Below are 19077 nucleotides of genomic sequence, written 5' to 3' on the forward strand. Positions count from 1 at the left end.
GCCGTGGGCCCACCATGGTCAGGCACTATCCTCGAGCGCATGCCTGTCACCCCCGAGGAGCATCTGTCCGGTTTCGTCGTCGCCATCGACGGCCCCTCGGGCTCCGGCAAGTCGAGCGTCAGCAAGCAGGTCGCGCGCAGGCTCGGCTACGGCTTCCTCGACACCGGTGCGATGTACCGGGCCCTCACCTGGTGGTCCCTGCACGAGGGTGTCGACCTCACCGATGCCGACGCCGTCACGGCTGCGGCCCAGCGCTTTCCGCTCCTGATCGGCACCGACCCCGACGCGTCGGTGGTCGAGGTCGACGGCATCGACGTGTCCGCGGCGATCCGCGAGACCCGCATCTCGACCAACGTCTCGGCCGTTGCCGCGATCATCCCGGTCCGCGAGATCCTGCGGCTGCTCCAGCGTCGCCTCATCTCCGAGGCCGGACGAGCCAGAGGCGGCGTCGTCGCCGAAGGACGCGACATCACGACCGTCGTCGCCCCGGACGCCCCGGTCCGGATCCTGCTCACCGCCTCGGAGGAGGCCCGCCTGGCCCGCCGCTCCAAGGAGCTGCACGGCGCCGCCGACGCCGATGCCGTCGCCGCGACCCGCTCGCAGATCGTCGACCGCGACAGGGCCGACTCCGCCGTGTCGGAGTTCACCGTCGCTGCCGACGGCGTCACGACGATCGACACGTCACACCTGGACTTCGAGGGCTCGGTCGAGGCGGTCCTCTCGGTGGTCGAGGGGGCTAGGGCATGAACCAGGCGGTCGCTCCCCACCCGAACCGGGCTCGGATCGGCCGCCCGATCGGCAAGTTCATCTTCAGCACGCTCTACCGCGGTGCCGCTCTGCACCCCGAGCGGGTTCCGATGACCGGGCCCGTCATCCTCGTGGCCAACCACGCGGCATTCCTCGACGGTCCGCTCGTCTTCGGCCTTTCGCCGCGCCCCGTCAGCTTCCTCGTCAAGCAGGAGGCGTTCTCCGGCTTCTGGGGCTGGACGATCAACGCGGTCGGCCAGATCCCCATCGACCGCACGGTCGGCGACCGGGCCGCCCTGGCCGCCGCGACGGTGGTGCTCGAGCGTGGGGGAGCAGTCGGCATCTTCCCGGAGGGCAACCGCGGCTCCGGCGAGGTGGAGCAGGTCAACTCCGGCGCCGCGTGGATCGCGCTGCGTACCCACGCCCAGATCGTCCCGGTCGCCGTCCTGGGTACGCGTGTCCCGGGCGCCACCAAGGACGACTGGCCGGCGTTCCGGTCGCGGCTGCTCGTCGACTTCGGCGACCCGTTCGCACTCACCGTCGACCCCGCGGTCCCGGGTCGCGACCGCCTCCGCCTGGCCACCGAGCAGCTGCGCGACGCCCTCGCGTCACATGTACGCCGCTCGCGGGTGGAGAATGGTTCCTCACCAGACGTTCACTGATTCGAGGACACCGTGACTGACGAGACCGCCCGCCCCATCGACGAGGGCGCTCCGATCTCGACCGCCGACCCCTCCGTCGACGACACCTCCGTGGAGCGCGCCCTGCGCGCCGGGCTCGACGACTTCGAGCTGAGCCCCGAGGACCAGGCCCTGCTCGACGCCGAGGGGCCGTATGCCGCCGACTCCGCCGAGCAGGGACCGCTTCCCGTCGTCGCCGTGGTCGGCCGCCCCAACGTCGGCAAGTCGAGCCTGGTCAACCGCATCCTGCGCCGCCGCGAAGCCGTCGTCGAGGACGTCCCCGGCGTGACCCGCGACCGCGTCTCCTACGAGGCGGAGTGGGGCGGCCGCCGCTTCACGGTCGTCGACACGGGCGGGTGGGAGGCCGACGCCACAGGCATCCACCTGCGTGTCGCAGAGCAGGCCGAGATCGCAGTCGACCTCGCCGACGTCGTCATGTTCGTCGTGGACGCGACCGTCGGCGCCACCGACGACGACGAGGCCGTCGTCAAGCTCCTGCGCCGCTCGGGCAAGCCGGTCGTGCTCGTCGCCAACAAGGTCGACGACCAGCGTGGCGAGGCCGATGCGGCCATGTTGTGGAACCTGGGGCTCGGCCAGCCCTGGCCGGTGTCGGCCGTGCACGGCCGCGGCAGCGGCGACGCCCTCGACGCCGTGCTCGAGGTGCTGCCCGACTTCTCCGCCCACGGCGCGTATGCGCAGGGTGGACCACGGCGCGTCGCGCTCATCGGGCGCCCCAACGTCGGCAAGTCCAGCTTGCTCAACCGGCTGGCCGGCTCCGACCGCGTCGTCGTCGACGACGTCGCCGGCACGACCCGCGACCCCGTCGACGAGCTCATCGAGCTCGGCGGAAAGACCTGGCGGTTCGTCGACACGGCCGGCATCCGACGACGGGTGCACCAGACGCGCGGCGCCGACTTCTACGCGTCGCTGCGCACGCAGACGGCACTCGAGAAGGCGGAGGTGGCGGTGGTGCTCATCGACGCCGAGGAGCCGATCGCCGAACAGGACGTCCGCGTCGTGCAGCAGGTGATCGACGCCGGCCGCGCACTCGTCATCGCGTACAACAAGTGGGACCAGCTCGACGAGGAGCGGCGCTACTACCTCGAGCGCGAGATCGAGAAGGAGCTCGTCCAGGTGCCGTGGGCCCCGCGGGCCAACATCTCGGCCCTCACCGGCCGCCACATGGACCGCCTCGTGCCGGCCATCGAGACCGCCCTCGAGTCATGGGACACCCGCATCCCGACGGCTCGGCTCAACGCGTTCCTCGGCGAGGTCGTGGCCGCGCACCCGCACCCGGTACGTGGCGGCAAGCAGCCCCGCATCCTCTTCGCCACCCAGGCGTCGACCCGCCCGCCGCGTTTCGTGGTGTTCGCGTCCGGCTTCATCGAGGCCGGCTACCGCCGCTTCATCGAGCGTCGTCTGCGCGAGCAGTTCGGTTTCGAGGGCACCCCGATCGAGGTGTCGGTGCGGGTGCGCGAGAAGCGCCGGCGCTGACCCCGACCACAAAGGGGGCCGATTGGGACGAGCGGCCCACCGTGCGCTAGGGTTTCGATCGCCCCAAGGGGCATCGGGCTGTGGCGCAGCTTGGTAGCGCACTTGACTGGGGGTCAAGGGGTCGCAGGTTCAAATCCTGTCAGCCCGACCGATGTGATGTCTCAGGACATCGGCGACAGTGGCCCTACGGAAACGTAGGGCCACTGTTGTTTTGTCTGGGCTGTTGTGGCTGGTAGTCGCGGCTGGGGTCGAGGGTCAGCTCGCGCAGGATCTCGCCGGTGGCGTGTCGACGATGGTGATGTCGAGGTCTTGGACCAGGAGCCGGACGTAGGTTCCGGCGTGGGTTCGGCCGATGCCGATGTGGTGCAGGCGGCCGTTGTGGCGCAGGGTGAGGTTGCCGGTCTTGGAGACCTTGTCCTGGCGGACTCGGTCGTGGGTGTCGCTGTGGCGCTCGCCCGGGGTGGCTTTGGGTCGTGTCGTGTAGGCGGCGCTGGGGGTGGCCCGGTGCTGGAGCGAGCGGTGTGGGCGGCGGTGGTTGTACTCGTCGGTGAAGGTGTCGAGCAGTGCCTGCAGCGCGGTGATCGTGGCGGGCTGTCGGGGTTGGGCGCGGAGCCACTTCTTCAGGGTCTGCTGGAAACGTTCGACCTTGCCGCAGGTGGTGGGGTGGCTGGGGCGGGAGTTCTTCTGGGTGATCCCGAGCCGGCGTAGCTCGACCTCGAGCCGGGTCCGGCCGCCGCGGCCGCCGGCGAACCGGACGGTGTAGACCATGCCGTTGTCGGTGAGGGTGGAGGCCGGGTAGCCGTGCTCGGCGGCGGCGGTGGTGAAGGTGTCCAGCACGATCGGGCCGGTGATCCGGTGATGAGCGGTGACGTGCAGGGCGTACCGGGAGTGGTCATCGAGCCACGTGATGATCTCGACGTCGGCGCCGGTGGTGAGGCGGTAGTGGGTGAAGTCGGACTGCCAGGTCTCGTTCGGCTGCTCGGCCTCGAAACGGATGTAGGAAGACTTGGGTCGTTTGCTCGGGTCGGGGGTGACCGTGGCATGGCGCACCAGGATGCGGTGGGCCGTGGCGCGCGAGATCACGACCCGGTGGTGGCGGCGCAGGTGCCAGCACAGCGTGTCCGCGCCGGCGTCGAGGCCGGCGTCGGCCAGTTCCTTGCGTAACCGCAGGACGAGCTCGACGGTCGCGTCCGGGATGGCGCTCGGGCTGGTGAGCGGGCGACGCGACCTGGGCTCGAACGCGGCCTCGCCCTCGTCGTCGTACCGGGCCTTGAGCCGGTATACCCAAGACCGGTGCACCCCGTACCGAGCGGCCACCTCGGAGACCGTCTGACCTTCAGTGAGCAGGGCCGTGATCACCAGTCGCGCCTTTGACATGGCTGAGCATCAGCCCCACCCGACACTGTCGCCGATGACCCGAGACAGCCTGTCGCCGATGTCTTGAGACACCTGTCGCGGATGTCCTGAGCCAGCACACTGTCAGCCCGACCGATCGGGCCCTGATCTGCTTCGGCAGGTCAGGGCCCGTCTTCATGCCCCACGTGAGCCGTCGGCCTAGGTGGTGAACTCCACCACGTCAGCGCAGAAGTCGCGGCCCTCGGAGTCGTTGCGTCCGGTGGAGTCGCGAACGACCCGGAACGAGTCGGGAACCTCTTCGTCGTCGTCAGGGTTGCCCGGGGTGCCGTTGTAGTCCAGCTCGAACGCGAACCGGAACTGGCCAGGATCCTTGAGCACCAGCTTGCCGTTCTGGTCGTAGTAGCGGGCACCGCCCGAGACGAACACGGTGATCGTGATGGTGCCGTCACCGTTGTCGACGATGCTGTGGTCCCTCCCGTTGGCGGTGAAGATCTGGCTGAACGTGCCGCCGGTGTTCAGGTTGGTCCACGCGATCGTCCCGTGCACGCTGTCCCGGAAGTACGGGAACGGGTGCTGGGAGCCGCGCTGGTTGAACAGGAAGCTGCCGGACACGTCGACGTCTTCTCGGACCGGTGTGCCGTCGCAGTCGAAGAAGTTCGTGGCAACGTCGTGGAAGCGGCCCTTGTCCAGCGGCGCGGCGGTCGCGGGTGTGCTGGTGGCCAGGACTCCGGCGACCAGCCCGGTGATGACAATTGCGGAACGACTCCTCATGGGACCCTCCAACTGAAGACCCCGAGTGTGGTGAACCCCCGGGATCCGTCCTAGCACAAGGAGGGCGTTCGAATCCCGGTTTTGCGCATCTGCCCGGGGCGCCTGCGCAGCCGAAGCCCGGCAGCGTCCGTGCTGGGCCTCACGTGGTCCGCGCCAGTTCGAGAAGCGGACCCGGCAACGGCCTACGTCCTTTGCAGTACAGCCCGACGTTCCGACGTAACTACGCTCCCGTTGAGCGATAACACGTAGCTCTCCCCGCGCCTGCCACTGCAGGCCGTCGCCGAACGGGGGCAGAAATGACAAGTCGAATCGTCAAGGCAGGCGCCACTTCCCGGCTGCTTGTGGCCATCCTCGCGCTCGTCGTCGCGGGCTTCACGGTGCTTCAGATGAAGGACACCGCTGTCGAGCCCGCGCCCGAGTTCGCCCCCGTCACGGTCGAGGTGCAGTCCGAGGCGCTGGGCCTGTCGGCACAGGAGGTCGAGGACCTCGTCACGGTCCCGCTCGAGTCCAACCTCCTGAGCGGCGTCGCGTGGGTCGACCAGATGCGGTCGTCGTCCATCCCTGGCCTGTCCTCGATCATCATGACGTTCGAGGACGGGACCGACCCGATCCGCGCACGGCAGGTGGTGCAGGAGCGCCTCACGCAGGGCGCCCTGCTCACCAACGCCGCGAAGGCTCCCGTGATGCTCCAACCGACCTCGTCGGCGAACCGCGTCATGATGATCGGCCTTTCCGCCCGGGACCAGTCGCTCGTCGACCTGTCGGTGCTCTCCCGATGGACCCTGCGTCCCAAGCTCATGAGCGTCGAGGGCGTCGCCAACGTCACGGTGTGGGGCATGCGCGACCGCCAGCTCCAGGTCCAGGCGGACCCGGCCCGGATGCAGCAGCACGGCGTCACCCTCGACGAGCTGATCGCGACGACGGGCAACGCCCTGTGGGTGTCCCCCCTCAGCTTCCTCGAGGCATCGACCCCTGGCCGGGGCGGCTTCCTCGACCTGCCGCAACAGCGGGTCAACGTCCAGCACGTCTCACCCATCACGAACGCCGGCGCGCTGGGGCGCATCGCCGTCGAGGGATCGACCGGCACGCCGATCACCCTGTCCGACGTCGCCGACATCGTCGAGGCGCCCCCGACGATCATCGGCGACGGCATCGTGGCTGACACCTCGGGCCTCGTGCTCGTTGTCGAGAAGCAGCCGGGGGCGAGTACTGCCGAGGTCAGCGAAGGGATCGAGGACGCCCTTGCCGCACTCGCCGTGGGCCTGCCCGGGGTCACGATGGACGCCTCGCTCTACCGCCCGGCCGACTACGTCTCCGGCGTCGGCCGCAACCTCGCCCTGGCCGCGCTGCTCACCCTGCTACTGGTCGTGCTGGGCTCTGCCCTGCTCTACCGATCCTGGCGACCCGTCGTCACGGTGGCTTCCACCGTCGCGTTGTCGCTCCTGGCCGGCTGGCTCGTCCTCTGGCTCCTCGACACACCCATGAACCTCGTCGCGCTCACCGGTCTGGCGGCCGGCACGGTCCTCGCGATCGCGCAGGGCGTTGCGGCCGTCCACGGCCTGGCGGGTGCGCCGCGCGAGCTTCCGCCGGTCGAACGGGTCGGCAACGCGTACAGCAGCGTCGGGGTCAACGCCGTGTACACGACCGTGGCAGCCGTGCTGCTGGCGTTGCCGGTGTTCACGTTGGAGGGCCGGGCCGGCGCCTTCTTGCCGGAGGCCGCCAAGGGTTTCCTTCTGGCCACAGCCAGTTCGCTCCTCGTCGCCCTGCTCGTCGCCCCCGGCATCGCCGCGCTCATCCCACCGCCGAGCTCCGCGAGGACGCTTGTGCCACACGGGGTGTCCTCACGCCTGTCCGGCGCCACCCGCCGCGTCTCCTCCTCCGCTGTGGTCCTCATCGCCGTCATCGCGGTCGGGATCGCGGGCTCAGCCGCCGTGGCGGTCGGTGTGGACCTTCAGACACGCCCCACCTACCACGAGGGAACCCTCGTCCTACGGGCCACGGCCCCGGAAGGCACATCACCCCAAGCCTTGACGCGCACGCTCGGATCGCTGGCGGCTCAGGTGCGCGGCCTCGACGGCGTGGCCGGTGTTGGGGGCCATGTCGGCCGCGCCGTCACGGGAGATCGCGTCGGCGGCGCGAACTCCGGAGAGCTGTGGATCACGCTCGACGACGAGGCCGATCGCGACGCGGTCGCGGCCGCCGCGACGGATGCCGCGCGATCGGTGGGAGACCTCAACCCGTCGATCGGCACGTTCCTCGACGGTCGGCTCGACTCCATCCTCCCGGAACCCGATGGCGGGCTGGTCGTGTCGGTGTACGGTCCGGCTCCGGACACCCTGCGGGCCAGCGCCAGGAGCGCGCTCGACGTCGTGTCCCGAACGGATGGTGTGAGCGGCGCTCGACTGGTCGAGGCCCCCACGGAGCAGAACATCCAGATCACCGTGGACCTCGCGAAGGCAGAGGCCCTGGGGATGACGCCGGGCGACGTCCGGCGCCAGGCCGCCACGCTCGTGGGAGGACTCGAGGTCGGCGCGATCTTCGAGCAGCAGAAGGTCTTCGACGTGCAGGTGTGGACTCCTGAGGAGCTCCGCAACAGCACGGACAAGATCCGGCAGCTCCCGATCGACACGCCCAGCGGTGCTCGGGTCCGGCTCGGCGACGTCGCCACGATCGCCGTTTCGGAGCAGCCGACGGTCATCGACCGTGAGGCCGTGCAGCGCCGTCTGGACATCGTCGCCGAGATCTCCAGCGGCGGCGTCCGGGACGCGGTCGCCTCGAACCTCGCGGCCATGCGGCTTCCCGCGGAGTACCACGCAGAGGTCCGCGACGAGGGGGCGGCCATCGCCGACAACCAGCGCGACGTCCTCCTCTATGCCGTCGCGGCGGTCCTCGGCGTCTTGCTCCTGCTCCAGGCGGCGACCCGCAACTGGTGGACGTCCGTCGCGGCCACGGCTGCCGTCCCGCTCGGCATGCTCGGTGGGTTCCTCGGAGCGCTGCTCGTCGGCAGCCTGACCATCGGGGCGCTCACGGGGTTGCTCGCGCTTGCGGTCGTCGGCGTGCACAACGCCCTGACGGTCATCCGGCTGGCACGAGCTCGCGCGGACCGCGCGACGGAGAACGGCACCCTCGCGTCGACCGCCGGTGCAGTGCTGCCGGCGGCGGCGCTCACCTTCCTCGTCGGGCTCGGTGTCGCACTGCTCGGCGACCGGGCAGGTCTCGAGGCCCTCACGGACCTCGCCATCGTCATGGCCGGCGGTGCCCTGACGACGGGGATCGTGTCGACGGTGGTCCTCCCGGCGATCGCGGCCCGATACGGCAGCCGTGAAGAGGCCCCCGACGACCCCTCCTACCAGGCCGCCATCTACGAACCCGTGGGTGTCGGCAGCCATGCGTAGGGCCCAGTGGGTTCCGACCCTCGTCGTCGCCGCTGTCATCGCCACGATGCCCGCCGCCTGCGCCACGGTCGAGCCGACCGTGCATGAGCCGCAGCCGGCCGTCTCGATCGCCGACGGAGAGGATGAGTCGGCGCCGAAGTCCCTGACGTTGACCTCTGAGGCCGTCCGTCGGCTTGAGCTTCTCACCGTGGTCGTCGACAACCCCGCGTCGGTGCCGTACTCCGCGGTCGTCTACGACAAGAAGGGCGAGCCGTGGGTGTACACGAACCCACACGACCGCACCTTCATCCGGGTCCCCCTGACGATCGACCGCGTGCAGGGAGAGACCGCCACCGTGTCCGACGGGCCTCCGGCGGGCACTCGGATCGTCACACAAGCGGTCATCAAGCTCTACGGCGCCGAAAACGGCGTCGGCGGCGGGCACTAGGAGGTCAGGCCATGATGCGTCGCATCCTCACGGTGAGCCTCCGGTTCCGTTACATCGCCGTGGCGGCGTCGATGGCCATGCTCATCATCGGTGGGCTGCAGCTGCGAGAGACCCGCATCGACGTCTTCCCCGAGTTCGCGCCCCCACGCGTCGAGGTGCAGACCGACGCGCTGGGGCTGTCCGCCCAGGAGGTCGAAGAGCTCATCACCGTCCCGATGGAGCAGGGCCTCAACGGGATGCCGGGCCTGGAGACGCTGCGCTCCAAGTCGATCCCGCAGCAGTCCTCGATCGAGCTCATCTTCGCCAAGGGGACCGACGTCATCGAGGCCCGGCGCCTCGTGGCGGAACGACTCCAGACCCTGACACCGACGTTGCCCAGCTGGGCGACCCCGCCGGTCGTGCTGCAGCCCCTGTCAGCGACGAGCCGCGTCATGAAGATCGGCGTCCGCTCCGACTCGCTCGACCTCATCGACCAGGCGACGTTGGTGCGCTACAAGATCCGCCCGAAGCTCATGTCGCTGCCCGGCGTCGCGAACGTCGCCGTGTGGGGCATGCGCAAGAACCAGTGGCAGATCCAGATCGACCCCGAACGCATGCGGGCCGCCGGCGTCACGCTGGACGAGGTGATGTCCGCAGCGTCGGCAGGCACGGACGCGGGCCTGCTCAAGCACCGCACCGGCACCAAGATCGGCACCGGCGGCTCCGTCGACTCCGGCGACCAGCGCCTCGCCGTACAGCACGTGCTGCCCCTCGACTCGGCAGAGTCCATCTCACAGATCGTCGTGAAGCGCGAGGGCGCCCGGACCATCCTCATGGACGACGTGGCCGAGGTCGTCAAGGGCCATCAGCTGCTGCTCGGTGACGCCGTCATCAACGACGGCGAAGGCTTGCTGCTCATCGTGGAGAAGCTGCCGTGGGGCAACACCCTCGACGTCACCCACGCGGTCGAGGAAACCCTTGCCCTGATGCAGCCGGCGCTCGGTGACCTCGAGATCGACACCACCATCTTCCGCCCTGCGAGCTTCGTCGAGCTGGCCATCGAGAACCTGAGCCAGGCACTCACCCTCGGCGTCCTGCTCGTCGCGATCGTGCTCGTGTTCTTCCTGTTCCAGTGGCGCACGGCCGTCATCTCACTCGTCGCGATTCCCTTGTCGCTGGTGGCGGCAGCGCTCGTCCTCCACCATCGGGGCGAGACGACGAACACGATGGTCCTGGCGGGGCTCGTCATCGCCGTCGGGGTGGTCGTCGACGACGCCATCATCGACGTCGAGAACATCGTCCGTCGGCTGCGTGAGCACCGTGCCGCAGGCGGCACCCGGTCGACGGCCTCCATCGTCCTCGAGGCCTCGCTCGAGGTACGCAGCCCGATCGTCTACGCGACGCTCATCATCCTGGCGGCCGCCATCCCGGTCTTCTTCCTCACCGGTCTCATGGGCTCGTTCTTCCAGCCGCTCGCTCTCTCCTACACCCTCGCGGTGACGGCCTCCATGCTCGTCGCCATCACCGTCACACCGGCGATGGCCGTGATCCTGCTCCGCAAGGCCACGCTGCACGCACAACCCCCGCCTCTGGTGCGCTGGACCCAGGCCGGCTACACCCGGCTGCTGCGTCCGACCGTGCGTCGCCCACTCGCGGCATACGCCGTCGTCGTGGCCCTCGTGGCCGGGGGCGCGGTCGTCGTCCCCAGGCTGGGCCAGGACCTGCTTCCCACCTTCCGCGAGCGCGACTTCCTCATGCACTGGGTGCTCGAGCCGAGTGCGTCCTACGACGAGACGATGAGGGTCACGAAGGCGGCGAGCCGGGAGCTGCGCGCGGTCCCCGGGGTACGGAACTTCGGTGCCCACGTCGGGCAGGCGGCCATGGGCGACGAGGTCTACGGGATCTACTTCGTCGAGAACTGGATCAGCATCGACCCCGAGCAGGACTACGAGGAGACGCTCAGCCGCGTCCAGAGCGTGGTCGACGGGTACCCCGGACTGCGGCGTGACGTGCAGACCTACCTCAAGGAACGCATTCGCGAGGTGCTGACCGGCACCGGCGAGGCCGTCGTCGTCCGCGTCTACGGGGACGACCTGGACGTGATCGAGCAGAAGGCGCACGAGATCGAGGAGGCCATCGCCGCCATCCCGGGCGTCAAGGACCCGCACACCGACCTCCAGACCCGAGTCCCGCACCTGGTGGTGCAGGTCGACCTCGACAAGGCGCAGGCCGTCGGCCTGAAGCCCGGCGACGTGCGCCGCCAGGCAGCCGTCTACCTGGCCGCCGAAGAGCTGTCCGACGTCTACCGAAGCGGCAAGTCCTACGACGTCGTGGTGTGGAGCGTGCCGCAGTCGCGCAAGAGCCCTGACCACGTGCGTGACCTGCTCATCGACACCCCGTCCGGTGGCACGGTGCGACTGGCCGACATCGCCAAGGTCGAGATGAAGTCGACGCCGAGCATGATCCGTCGCATCGACGGCTCGCGACGCCTCGACGTCGGCGCGAACGTGGAGGGGCGACCGCTCGCTGACGTCGCCGCAGACGTCAGGGCAGCCGTGGCAAGCGTCCAGATGCCGCTGGGCTACCGCTTCGAGGTCACCGGCGAGGACACCGAGCGCACAGCGGCCTCGCAACGCCTGCAGCTGTTGTCCGGTGTCGCCTTCGTGGTGATCCTCTGCCTGCTGTACGGGTCGTTCCGTCGCTGGAGACTCGCGGTGCTCAGCCTCCTCACGCTCCCGATGGCCCTGGTCGGCGGAGTGCTCGCCGCCTGGCTCACGACCGGCACCATGACGATCGGCTCGTTCGTCGGGCTCTTCACGGTCCTGGGAATCGCGGCCCGCAACGGCATCCTCATGATCAGCCACTGCCAGCACCTCGAAGCAGTCGAGGGCGTGACGTTCGGCCCCGAGCTCGTCGTCCGCGCGGCTCGCGAGCGCCTCGCACCGATCCTGATGACGACGCTCGCCACGGCCCTCGCTCTCGTTCCGCTCGTCGTGATGGGTGACGTGCCCGGTCACGAGATCGAGTACCCCATGGCGATCGTCATCCTCGGCGGTCTCATCACCTCGACGTTGCTCAACCTGTTCGTCGTCCCCTCGCTGTACCTCAGGTTCGGACGTGCCCAGGAGTCGCGGCTCGCCGTGAGGACGACCGAGCCGGTCGTCCTGCCACCGCAGCCGCAGCGGCAGCCTGTGACGACCTGACCCTCGTCCCGCGTCTCCCCACACCGCTCAGGAACGGCGGCGGAAGGTGCCCGACCATGGTCGACGCCCTGTTTAGTGGGCTGCGTGAATCCCTTTGCTCTGCAAGGGCATCCGACATGCAGTGCAAGGACTCCCGTGGTTGCACAAGTGATCCGCAAGGTATCCGCAACGTTGCCCGGGCCCGGGCGATTTCGCCCTTTTCGCATGCCATGGTTCCACCAGCACCACTCCAGCAACCGCAGAAGGAAAGGTCATGGGCGACACCATGCGCACTCACAAGACGAGCTCGAAGAAGAAGACGGCCGCCGTCGTCACCGCCGGTGTGCTCGGGCTGGCGACCGCGGGTGGGGCGTACGCCTACTGGACCACCAACGGTGGTGGCACCGGGACCGCCTCGACCTCGGCCGGATCCGAGAACGTCTTCCTCGTCACGGGCGGCGTCGCGAACGCCATGTTCCCGGGTGACTCGGCCCAGAACGCGACGGCCACCGTCAAGAACACGGCGTCCGAGAACTACCGGATCCAGAGCGTGACGGCCTTCGTCACGACGAACAAGGACGGCTGCACGGGCAGCGACTACAAGCTCAACGGCACGGCCGCTCCGTCGACCGCCGTCACCGCCGTCTCGCTGGGCGTGAGCCCGGTCGACCTCGCCCCGGCCGCCACGACCACCGTCGACTTCACACTCCAGTTCAACAACAAGGCCGCGAACCAGGACGCCTGCAAGGGCGCCGACGTGACGCTTCACTACATCGCGAGCTGACCGAGACCGGGATGGGTGCCGTCTCGACCCCGGCACCCATCCCTTCGTTCCACGCCCAGCAAGGGGCGGCACCGACCGCAGCCAGATCCCACCGGAGGAACCCATGAAGAGGCCCATGACCGCCAGGCAGGCAGCGCTGGCGCTTCTCGGTGTCTTCGTCGCCCTCCTCGTCGCGGTGCACGGGATGCCGACGGCTTGGTCGGGTCCACGGGTCCCCGGCACCAGCCAGGTCATCCAGAACGTCGTCAAGGACACGCCGCCGCCCACCGGATCCTGGGCGGCGAGCGGCTGATGCCGTCCCCGGCGAACCCGCAGACGCGCGCACGCCGTGCCGCAGTGAGCCGCGGCGTGCGCGCCCTTCACGTCTGCGTGCTGTTCGTGACGCTCATGGCGGTCTGCGGCAGCGCGTGGTCGTCCTGGGCATCCCTCGGGGGCGGCTCCGGCGCCGCCATGACAAGCACGCTCGCCGCCCCGACCGGGGTCTCGGGCACCGTCCCCGCAGGTGGCACGAACGTGTCCGTCACCTGGGCGGCCGCCTCGACGGGAGTCGCCGCGGCCGGCTACGTCGTCGTGCGGACCAGTACGGCCAGCGGTGACGACAGCCCCGCGTGCGGCAGCTCTGCGTCGTCTCCGGTCGCGGCGACGTCGTGCACCGACAGCTCGGTCCCCGACGGGACGTACCGCTACTCGGTGGTCGCCGTCCGCGGCGGGTGGACGGCGACAAGCCTCCCCAGTGCCGTCGTGACGGTGCACCTCGCGGTCGCGACGACGACGACCGTGTCGGCGACGCCGAACCCCGCCAACGTCGGGCAGACGGTCACCTACACGGCGACCGTCGTGTCGGCGTCCGGCCAGAGCACGCCGTCCGGAGCCGTCACCTTCCGCGACGCCGGCTCGACCATCTCGTGCGCATCCGGAAGCCAGACCCTCGACGCGTCGGGAGTGGCGACGTGCCGCCTCGCTTATGCCTCCCCGGGGAGCCATGAGGTGACGGCCGCCTACGCCGCATCGGGCTCCTGGGCCGGCTCCACGTCGGCCCCGGTGGTACAGGTCGTCACCAAGCAGTCCCAGACGGTCACCTTCACCTCGACCGCCCCGACGAACGCGACCGTCGGCGGCCCGACCCACACCGTCAGCGCCACGGCGACCTCCGGCCTGGCCGTGACCTTCTCGAGCAGCACGCCCGCGGTCTGCACCGTCAGCGGGACGACCGTCAGCTACGTGGCCGCCGGCACGTGCACGGTCTCCACCGTCCAGTCGGGCAACGTGACGTACGCCGCCGCCCCGCAGGTGTCGCAGTCGTTCACCGTCGCCAGGGCCACCCAGACGGTCACCTTCACCTCGAGCGCCCCGACGAACGCGACCGTCGGCGGCCCGACCCACACCGTCAGCGCCACGGCGACCTCCGGGCTGGCCGTGATCTTCTCGAGCAGCACGCCCGCGGTCTGCACCGTCAGCGGGACGACCGTCACCTACGTCGCCACCGGCACGTGCACCGTTCTCGCCGACCAGCCGGGCAACGCTGTCTACGAGGCCGCGCCACAGAAGTCGCTGTCGATCGAGGTCGCGGCGGCGCCGACCGCTCCGGCCAACCTCGTGGTCGTGCCCGCGGTCGGCACCGCCCTCGCGACGTGGACGAGCCTCGCGGGATACACCTACGAGTGCCAGCTCGCGACCGGCAGCAGCTCGCCGCTGGCGACGGGGTGGGCTGCCTGTACCTCTCCCCACACGTTCGCGACGAGGAACGGCAACCAGACGTTCTGGGTGCACGGCGTCCGCGGGGGAGTGGTGAGCGCACCGACCTCACGCAACTTCAGCGGCTGAGGGCCAGCCGTCGGCTACCGCTCCGGGAGGGCCACCTTGGCCCGCACGCGCCTCAGGACCTTCTTCGCCCGACGACGCGCGGCGGCATACGCCGAGCGGTGGGGCTTCGGTCCGGAGGTGCCGTCCGCGGTGAGCATCCAGTAGGCCGACTTCTTCACCGTGTCCACCGTGGGCTTGCGGAACGGCGCAGTCATGGTCAGGTGGGGTCGCTCCCAGGCGACGTCGCGCTTGACGACCTTGGCGGGGGAGCCTGCGGCGACCACGTTGTTGGGCAGCGAACGCGTCACGACGGACCGCATGCCGACGACGGTGCCGTCGCCGATCGTCACGCCGCCCAGCACGCACGAGCCGAGGCCCAGCCATACGTGGTTCCCGATGACGATGGAACGAGAGACGTTGACACGTTTGCCCGTGCGGATGTCGAAGATGGGGTGGCCGTCATCGGCACGGATCTGGATGTCCGTGGCGATCATGACGTCGTCGCCGATGGTGATGGAGGTGCCCTCGGCCGTCGACATGGCGACCGTCGTGGTGGACGAGACGTTGCGGCCGATCGTCACGGTGCACCCGTCGCCGACGCGGATCGCGGCGCGCAGGGGAGGGACGCCCTTGCTCGGACCGATCTCCACCAGGCCCTGGTCGCAGTCGAAGTCGATGAACAGCTGGGCGATGTTCGCCTGGCTGGCGACCCGCAGGACGTTGTTGCGTCCCTTGAACTTCACCCGGATGCCGTCCTCGACCCTCCCCTCGAACTCGATGCGGTTGCCCCGGTCGTCCTCGAACGCCTCAAGGGTCGTCACACGATGCATGGGCGGGAGCCTAGTGGTTTCCGCCGAGCCGGCCACACACGCCTCGCGCCACTGGTCGGGTCAGCCCGAGGACATCCGCGACCGAGCCTCAGCCCGCGTCGACGGCGGCGGAGGGCCGCTCGCCGCGCGGACGAGGTCGGCCGCGGACGGGCCGGCAGCGTCGACGCCGCCGTGCGCCCGGGCGGGCACGGACCGACCTGGCTCGCCCGGCTCGCCGCCGTTCGGTGCAGCCCTCGGGGCCTTGGCCGGCCCGACCGTCAGGGCGGCGATCGCGGTCGTCACCGGCACGGCGAGAACCAGCCCGATCGCACTCGCGAGGGTGCGCACGATCTCCTCGGACATCGACTCGGTCTGCAGCAGGTCGAGCACGGGACGGTCGTAGAGGAAGAGGAGCAGCAGCACGGGCAGGGCTGCACCGGCATAGGCGAAGACGATCGTGTAGATCGTCGAGGCGATGTGGTCGCGACCGATCCGCATGCCGGAGTGGAACAGCTCGCGGCGACCCATGTCCGGGGCGGCGGCGCGCAGCTCCCAGACTGCGGACGACTGCGTGATCGTGACGTCGTTGAGGACACCCAGGCCGGCGACGATGATCGCGCAGGTCAGCAGCTCCTGCGGGCTCATCGTCGTGACGAACGAGGCCAGGGTGGCACCCTCGTCGTCGGCCACACCGCTGAGCCGCGCCAGGTCGACCGCCACCAGACCCAACCCTGCCGTGATCCCGACGCCGAACAGGGTGCCGGCGAGCGCGGTGCTCGTGCGCACCGACAGTCCGTGCGCCAGGTAGAGGACGACGAACATGATCGCCGAGGAGCCGATGAGGGCGACGAGCAGCCCGGACTGTCCGTCGAGCAGCGCCGGCAGCATGAACTTGACGACGACGAGGCCGCCGAAACCGAGTCCGACGAGCGCGAGGAGGCCTCGCCAGCGCGCCACGACGGCGACGACGACGAGGAACAGCGCGAGCATGAGGGACAGCGGAGCGCCGCGCTGGACCTGCAGGAAGGAGTACGCCTCGGGCTGGTCGTCCTGGGCCGGGATCCGCAGCAGCTGGACCGTGTCCCCGTCGCGCAGCCCGGACGTGGAGATCGCCGGGGGCACCGACACCGAGACGACGGGACGCACGTCGCCCGAGGTCGCCGTGGGCTGCTCGAGCTGCACGGTGATCGCGCCACACGTCGCGTCCGAGCCGACGACGTCGCCGCCCTGGCCCTCGGCCGGCTTTGCGCCCGTGCCGGCGTCGGCGCCCTCACAGAGCGGCAGCACCTTCTGGACCTCGGCAACCGGGAAGGTCACGCCCGGTGCGGCGAAGTCGGTGGTGCTCACCTGGTTGGGGGTCCGGGCGTCACCCGGCCAGTATCGGACGACCCCGAACACGGTCGCTGCCGCAGCAAGGACGAGGAACAGCGTCAGGCCGACCCGCGCGAGCGTGCTCACGGTGACCTTCGCGTCTGTGTCGTGGGATCCGTGGGCGTGCGAGTGCGCGTGTCCGCCGGGCATGTGCAGAGTGTGCCAGAGCGTTGCCGGGACCCACGCCGTGCACGCGGACGGGCCGAACCGGTTCCGTGTCTCGATCGATGCCGAGGACGTGGGCCGGCCGGTCGGGACCGCCGGTTAGGCTTGCCGCCGTGGAGGTCGAGAAGGCAGTACGCGAGCACGTCGTGTCAGGGCGCCTGCTGACGATCCCCAACGCTCTGTCGGTGCTGCGGCTGCTCGGCGTGCCGGTCTTCCTGTGGGCGATCCTCTCCGAGCGCGACGCCCTCGCGCTGCTCCTCCTGCTCCTCTCGGGCATCACCGACTACCTCGACGGCAAGATCGCCCGGGTCTTCGACATGGAGAGCAGGCTCGGCCAGTTCCTCGACCCGATCGCCGACCGGCTCTACATCCTGACGACCCTCTTCGGGCTCGCCTGGCGCGAGATCATCCCCGTCTGGCTCGTCATCGTCCTGCTCGTCCGCGAGGCGGTCATGACGCTCATGCTGCTCTATCTGCGGACCAGGGGGCAGCTCGGTCTTCCGGTGCACTTCGTCGGCAAGGCGGCCACCTTCAACCTGCTCTACGCCTTTCCCCTGCTGCTCCTCGCGCACCGTGACGACTGGGTCGGGGAGCTCGCGCGACCCATCGGCTGGGGCTTCGCGTGGTGGGGCGTCGTGCTCTACTGGCTGGCCGCGGTGCTGTATGCCGTCCACGCGCGGATCGTGCTCCGGGGTGGCTCGGGTGGCACCCGGGTGGCGACGCCGTGACCCGGGAGCAGCGACCAGAGCGACCGCGGCGCGGGGAGCCCGGACGACGGGTCGACGCGTCGATGACGTTGCTCACGACGATGATGGAGCGGCCCCTCGACGCGGGGTACCAGGAGGCCGCGGACCGCCGGGCCGCGGCAGGGCTGCCCCGGGCCACCTCCACGCGTACGGTCCTCGTCGTCGTGCTCGCACTGCTGACGGGCTTCCTCTTCGCCGTGGCGTCCCAGTCGCTGAGGCCCAAGCCCACGGCTGCGGCGGCCGTGAAGAAGGAGCTCGTGACGCGCATCGAGGCGCTGCAGCAGCACGGCACGCAGCAGGAGGCCAAGGTCGCGAGCCTCGGCAAGCAGGTACGTGACTACGAGGCCCTGGCCCTTCAGCAGTCGGGTGGCCCCGACCTCACCGGCACCATCAAGGCTCTCGAGGTGCAGGCGGGCGCCGTGCCCCTCCGCGGGCCCGGACTGACGTTGACCCTCGACGACGCCGTGTCCGCCGACGCCGACGCCAACGCCGGCAACCGCCCGAGCAGCGGCTTCCAGGAGGGGCGCGTCGCGTCGGGCGATCTCCAGATCATCGTCAACGGCCTCTGGGGCGCGGGCGCCGAGGCGATCTCGATCAACGGCCACCGGCTCAGCTCGACCGCCGCGATCCGCTTCGCCGGACAGGCGATCATCGTGGACTTCCGCCCCTTGGCGCGGCCCTACGTCATCACCGCGCTGGGTGACCCGCAGGGCATGCAGCAGCTCTTCGAGCCATCGTTCGCCGGCCTGTACCTCTCCCAGCTGACCGAGGAATTCAAGATCCGCTCGATCCTGGCCACCAGCGACTCGCTGACCGTGCCGGGCGACTCGGCCGCGCGGCTCGAGGTCGCGGAACCGATCGGCTCACCCATAGGCTCGTCGGCGCCCAGCAGCCCGGCCGTGACCGGGCTGAAGAAGGGAACGGGCTCACCCAGCTCACCCAGCTCACCCAGCTCACCCAGCCCGACGAGCACGGGACGCACCCCGGGCGGCACCTCGAGTCCCGCGCCACCGACCAGTCAGGAGAACCCCTCGTGATCCCAGTTCTCGGCCTTGTGGCGGGACTCGCGGTGGGGCTCTTCCTCGACCCGTCGGTGCCCGTGTGGCTGCAGCCGTACCTCCCGATCGCGGTCATCGCGGCGATGGACGCGGTCTTCGGAGCCATCCGCGCGATCCTCGACGGCATCTTCAACGACAAGGTCTTCGTCGTCTCGTTCCTGTCCAACGTGGTCGTGGCCGCCTTCATCGTCTTCCTCGGCGACCAGCTCGGGGTGGGGTCTCAGCTGTCCACCGGCGTCGTCGTCGTCCTCGGCGTGCGGATCTTCTCCAACGTCGCCTCCATCCGTCGGCATCTCTTCAGGGCGTGATC

At 69.9% G+C, this 19077-nt stretch carries 16 protein-coding genes and 1 tRNA gene; 13 read left to right on the forward strand and 4 right to left on the reverse strand.

The features are described 5' to 3' along the window. Positions 1-39: 39 nt before the first annotated feature. The 4 genes from cmk (at position 40) to ACFQU3_RS00405 (ending at position 3069) form a co-directional block, all read left to right on the forward strand. Positions 40-747, forward strand: a complete 708-nt coding sequence (cmk, locus tag ACFQU3_RS00390; RefSeq protein ID WP_385904816.1) for a (d)CMP kinase — start codon at positions 40-42, stop codon at positions 745-747. After that, entirely contained in the window at positions 744-1409 is a 666-nt protein-coding gene (locus ACFQU3_RS00395; RefSeq protein ID WP_385904819.1) for a lysophospholipid acyltransferase family protein, read from the forward strand. The genes cmk and ACFQU3_RS00395 overlap by 4 nt, the downstream gene beginning before the upstream one ends. Before the next feature lie 12 nt (positions 1410-1421). After that, positions 1422-2921: a ribosome biogenesis GTPase Der gene (gene der / locus ACFQU3_RS00400; protein WP_385904822.1), complete on the forward strand. Its 1500-nt coding sequence runs from the start codon at positions 1422-1424 to the stop codon at positions 2919-2921. A gap of 74 nt (positions 2922-2995) precedes the next feature. Next, a tRNA-Pro gene (locus ACFQU3_RS00405) sits at positions 2996-3069 on the forward strand. Between the two features lie 107 nt (positions 3070-3176). Here the strand turns inward: ACFQU3_RS00405 and ACFQU3_RS00410 are convergent. Together ACFQU3_RS00410 and ACFQU3_RS00415 are read right to left on the reverse strand one after the other, a co-directional pair. Then, entirely contained in the window at positions 3177-4280 is a 1104-nt protein-coding gene (locus ACFQU3_RS00410) for an IS481 family transposase (protein WP_385904825.1), read from the reverse strand. A 195-nt stretch (positions 4281-4475) separates the two neighbouring features. After that, positions 4476-5048: a hypothetical protein gene (locus tag ACFQU3_RS00415; RefSeq protein WP_385904828.1), complete on the reverse strand. Its 573-nt coding sequence runs from the start codon at positions 5046-5048 to the stop codon at positions 4476-4478. Positions 5049-5344: 296 nt separating this feature from the next. On the opposite strand from ACFQU3_RS00415, the gene ACFQU3_RS00420 reads away from it, so the two are divergent. The 6 genes from ACFQU3_RS00420 to ACFQU3_RS00445 all read left to right on the forward strand — a co-directional run bounded on the left by ACFQU3_RS00420 (position 5345) and on the right by ACFQU3_RS00445 (position 14639). Continuing rightward, positions 5345-8443 (forward strand): efflux RND transporter permease subunit, encoded by a 3099-nt coding sequence (locus ACFQU3_RS00420; RefSeq protein WP_385904831.1) that lies wholly within the window; start codon positions 5345-5347, stop codon positions 8441-8443. Next, positions 8436-8870, forward strand: coding sequence for a hypothetical protein (locus ACFQU3_RS00425; RefSeq protein WP_385904834.1), 435 nt, complete (start codon positions 8436-8438; stop codon positions 8868-8870). Before ACFQU3_RS00420 ends, ACFQU3_RS00425 begins: the two co-directional genes overlap by 8 nt. Before the next feature lie 11 nt (positions 8871-8881). Next, entirely contained in the window at positions 8882-12052 is a 3171-nt protein-coding gene (locus ACFQU3_RS00430; RefSeq protein WP_385904837.1) for an efflux RND transporter permease subunit, read from the forward strand. Positions 12053-12305: 253 nt separating this feature from the next. After that, positions 12306-12815, forward strand: coding sequence for a hypothetical protein (locus ACFQU3_RS00435; protein ID WP_385904840.1), 510 nt, complete (start codon positions 12306-12308; stop codon positions 12813-12815). A 115-nt stretch (positions 12816-12930) separates the two neighbouring features. After that, positions 12931-13107 carry a hypothetical protein gene (locus ACFQU3_RS00440; protein WP_385904843.1) on the forward strand — a complete coding sequence of 59 codons (177 nt, stop codon included), beginning with the start codon at positions 12931-12933 and terminating at the stop codon, positions 13105-13107. Then, positions 13107-14639 (forward strand): Ig-like domain repeat protein, encoded by a 1533-nt coding sequence (locus ACFQU3_RS00445; RefSeq protein ID WP_385904846.1) that lies wholly within the window; start codon positions 13107-13109, stop codon positions 14637-14639. Before ACFQU3_RS00440 ends, ACFQU3_RS00445 begins: the two co-directional genes overlap by 1 nt. A gap of 14 nt (positions 14640-14653) precedes the next feature. On the opposite strand, the gene ACFQU3_RS00450 is transcribed toward ACFQU3_RS00445, so the two are convergent. Together ACFQU3_RS00450 and ACFQU3_RS00455 are read right to left on the reverse strand one after the other, a co-directional pair. Next, complete coding sequence (locus ACFQU3_RS00450; RefSeq protein ID WP_385904849.1) at positions 14654-15448, reverse strand: acyltransferase; 795 nt, start codon at positions 15446-15448, stop codon at positions 14654-14656. A 60-nt stretch (positions 15449-15508) separates the two neighbouring features. Next, complete coding sequence (locus ACFQU3_RS00455) at positions 15509-16948, reverse strand: YibE/F family protein (RefSeq protein WP_385904851.1); 1440 nt, start codon at positions 16946-16948, stop codon at positions 15509-15511. 128 nt (positions 16949-17076) lie between these two features. Here ACFQU3_RS00455 and ACFQU3_RS00460 point away from each other — a divergent pair, with 128 nt between their 5' ends. The 3 genes from ACFQU3_RS00460 to ACFQU3_RS00470 all read left to right on the forward strand — a co-directional run bounded on the left by ACFQU3_RS00460 (position 17077) and on the right by ACFQU3_RS00470 (position 19075). Then, positions 17077-17691 carry a CDP-alcohol phosphatidyltransferase family protein gene (locus ACFQU3_RS00460; protein WP_385904854.1) on the forward strand — a complete coding sequence of 205 codons (615 nt, stop codon included), beginning with the start codon at positions 17077-17079 and terminating at the stop codon, positions 17689-17691. Between the two features lie 62 nt (positions 17692-17753). Next, positions 17754-18746 carry a DUF881 domain-containing protein gene (locus tag ACFQU3_RS00465; RefSeq protein WP_385904857.1) on the forward strand — a complete coding sequence of 331 codons (993 nt, stop codon included), beginning with the start codon at positions 17754-17756 and terminating at the stop codon, positions 18744-18746. Beyond that, positions 18743-19075 carry a small basic family protein gene (locus tag ACFQU3_RS00470; RefSeq protein WP_188032056.1) on the forward strand — a complete coding sequence of 111 codons (333 nt, stop codon included), beginning with the start codon at positions 18743-18745 and terminating at the stop codon, positions 19073-19075. The genes ACFQU3_RS00465 and ACFQU3_RS00470 overlap by 4 nt, the downstream gene beginning before the upstream one ends. Positions 19076-19077: the final 2 nt, after the last annotated feature.

The organism is Terrabacter sp. GCM10028922 (assembly GCF_042666095.1).
Lineage (GTDB): Bacteria > Actinomycetota > Actinomycetes > Actinomycetales > Dermatophilaceae > Terrabacter.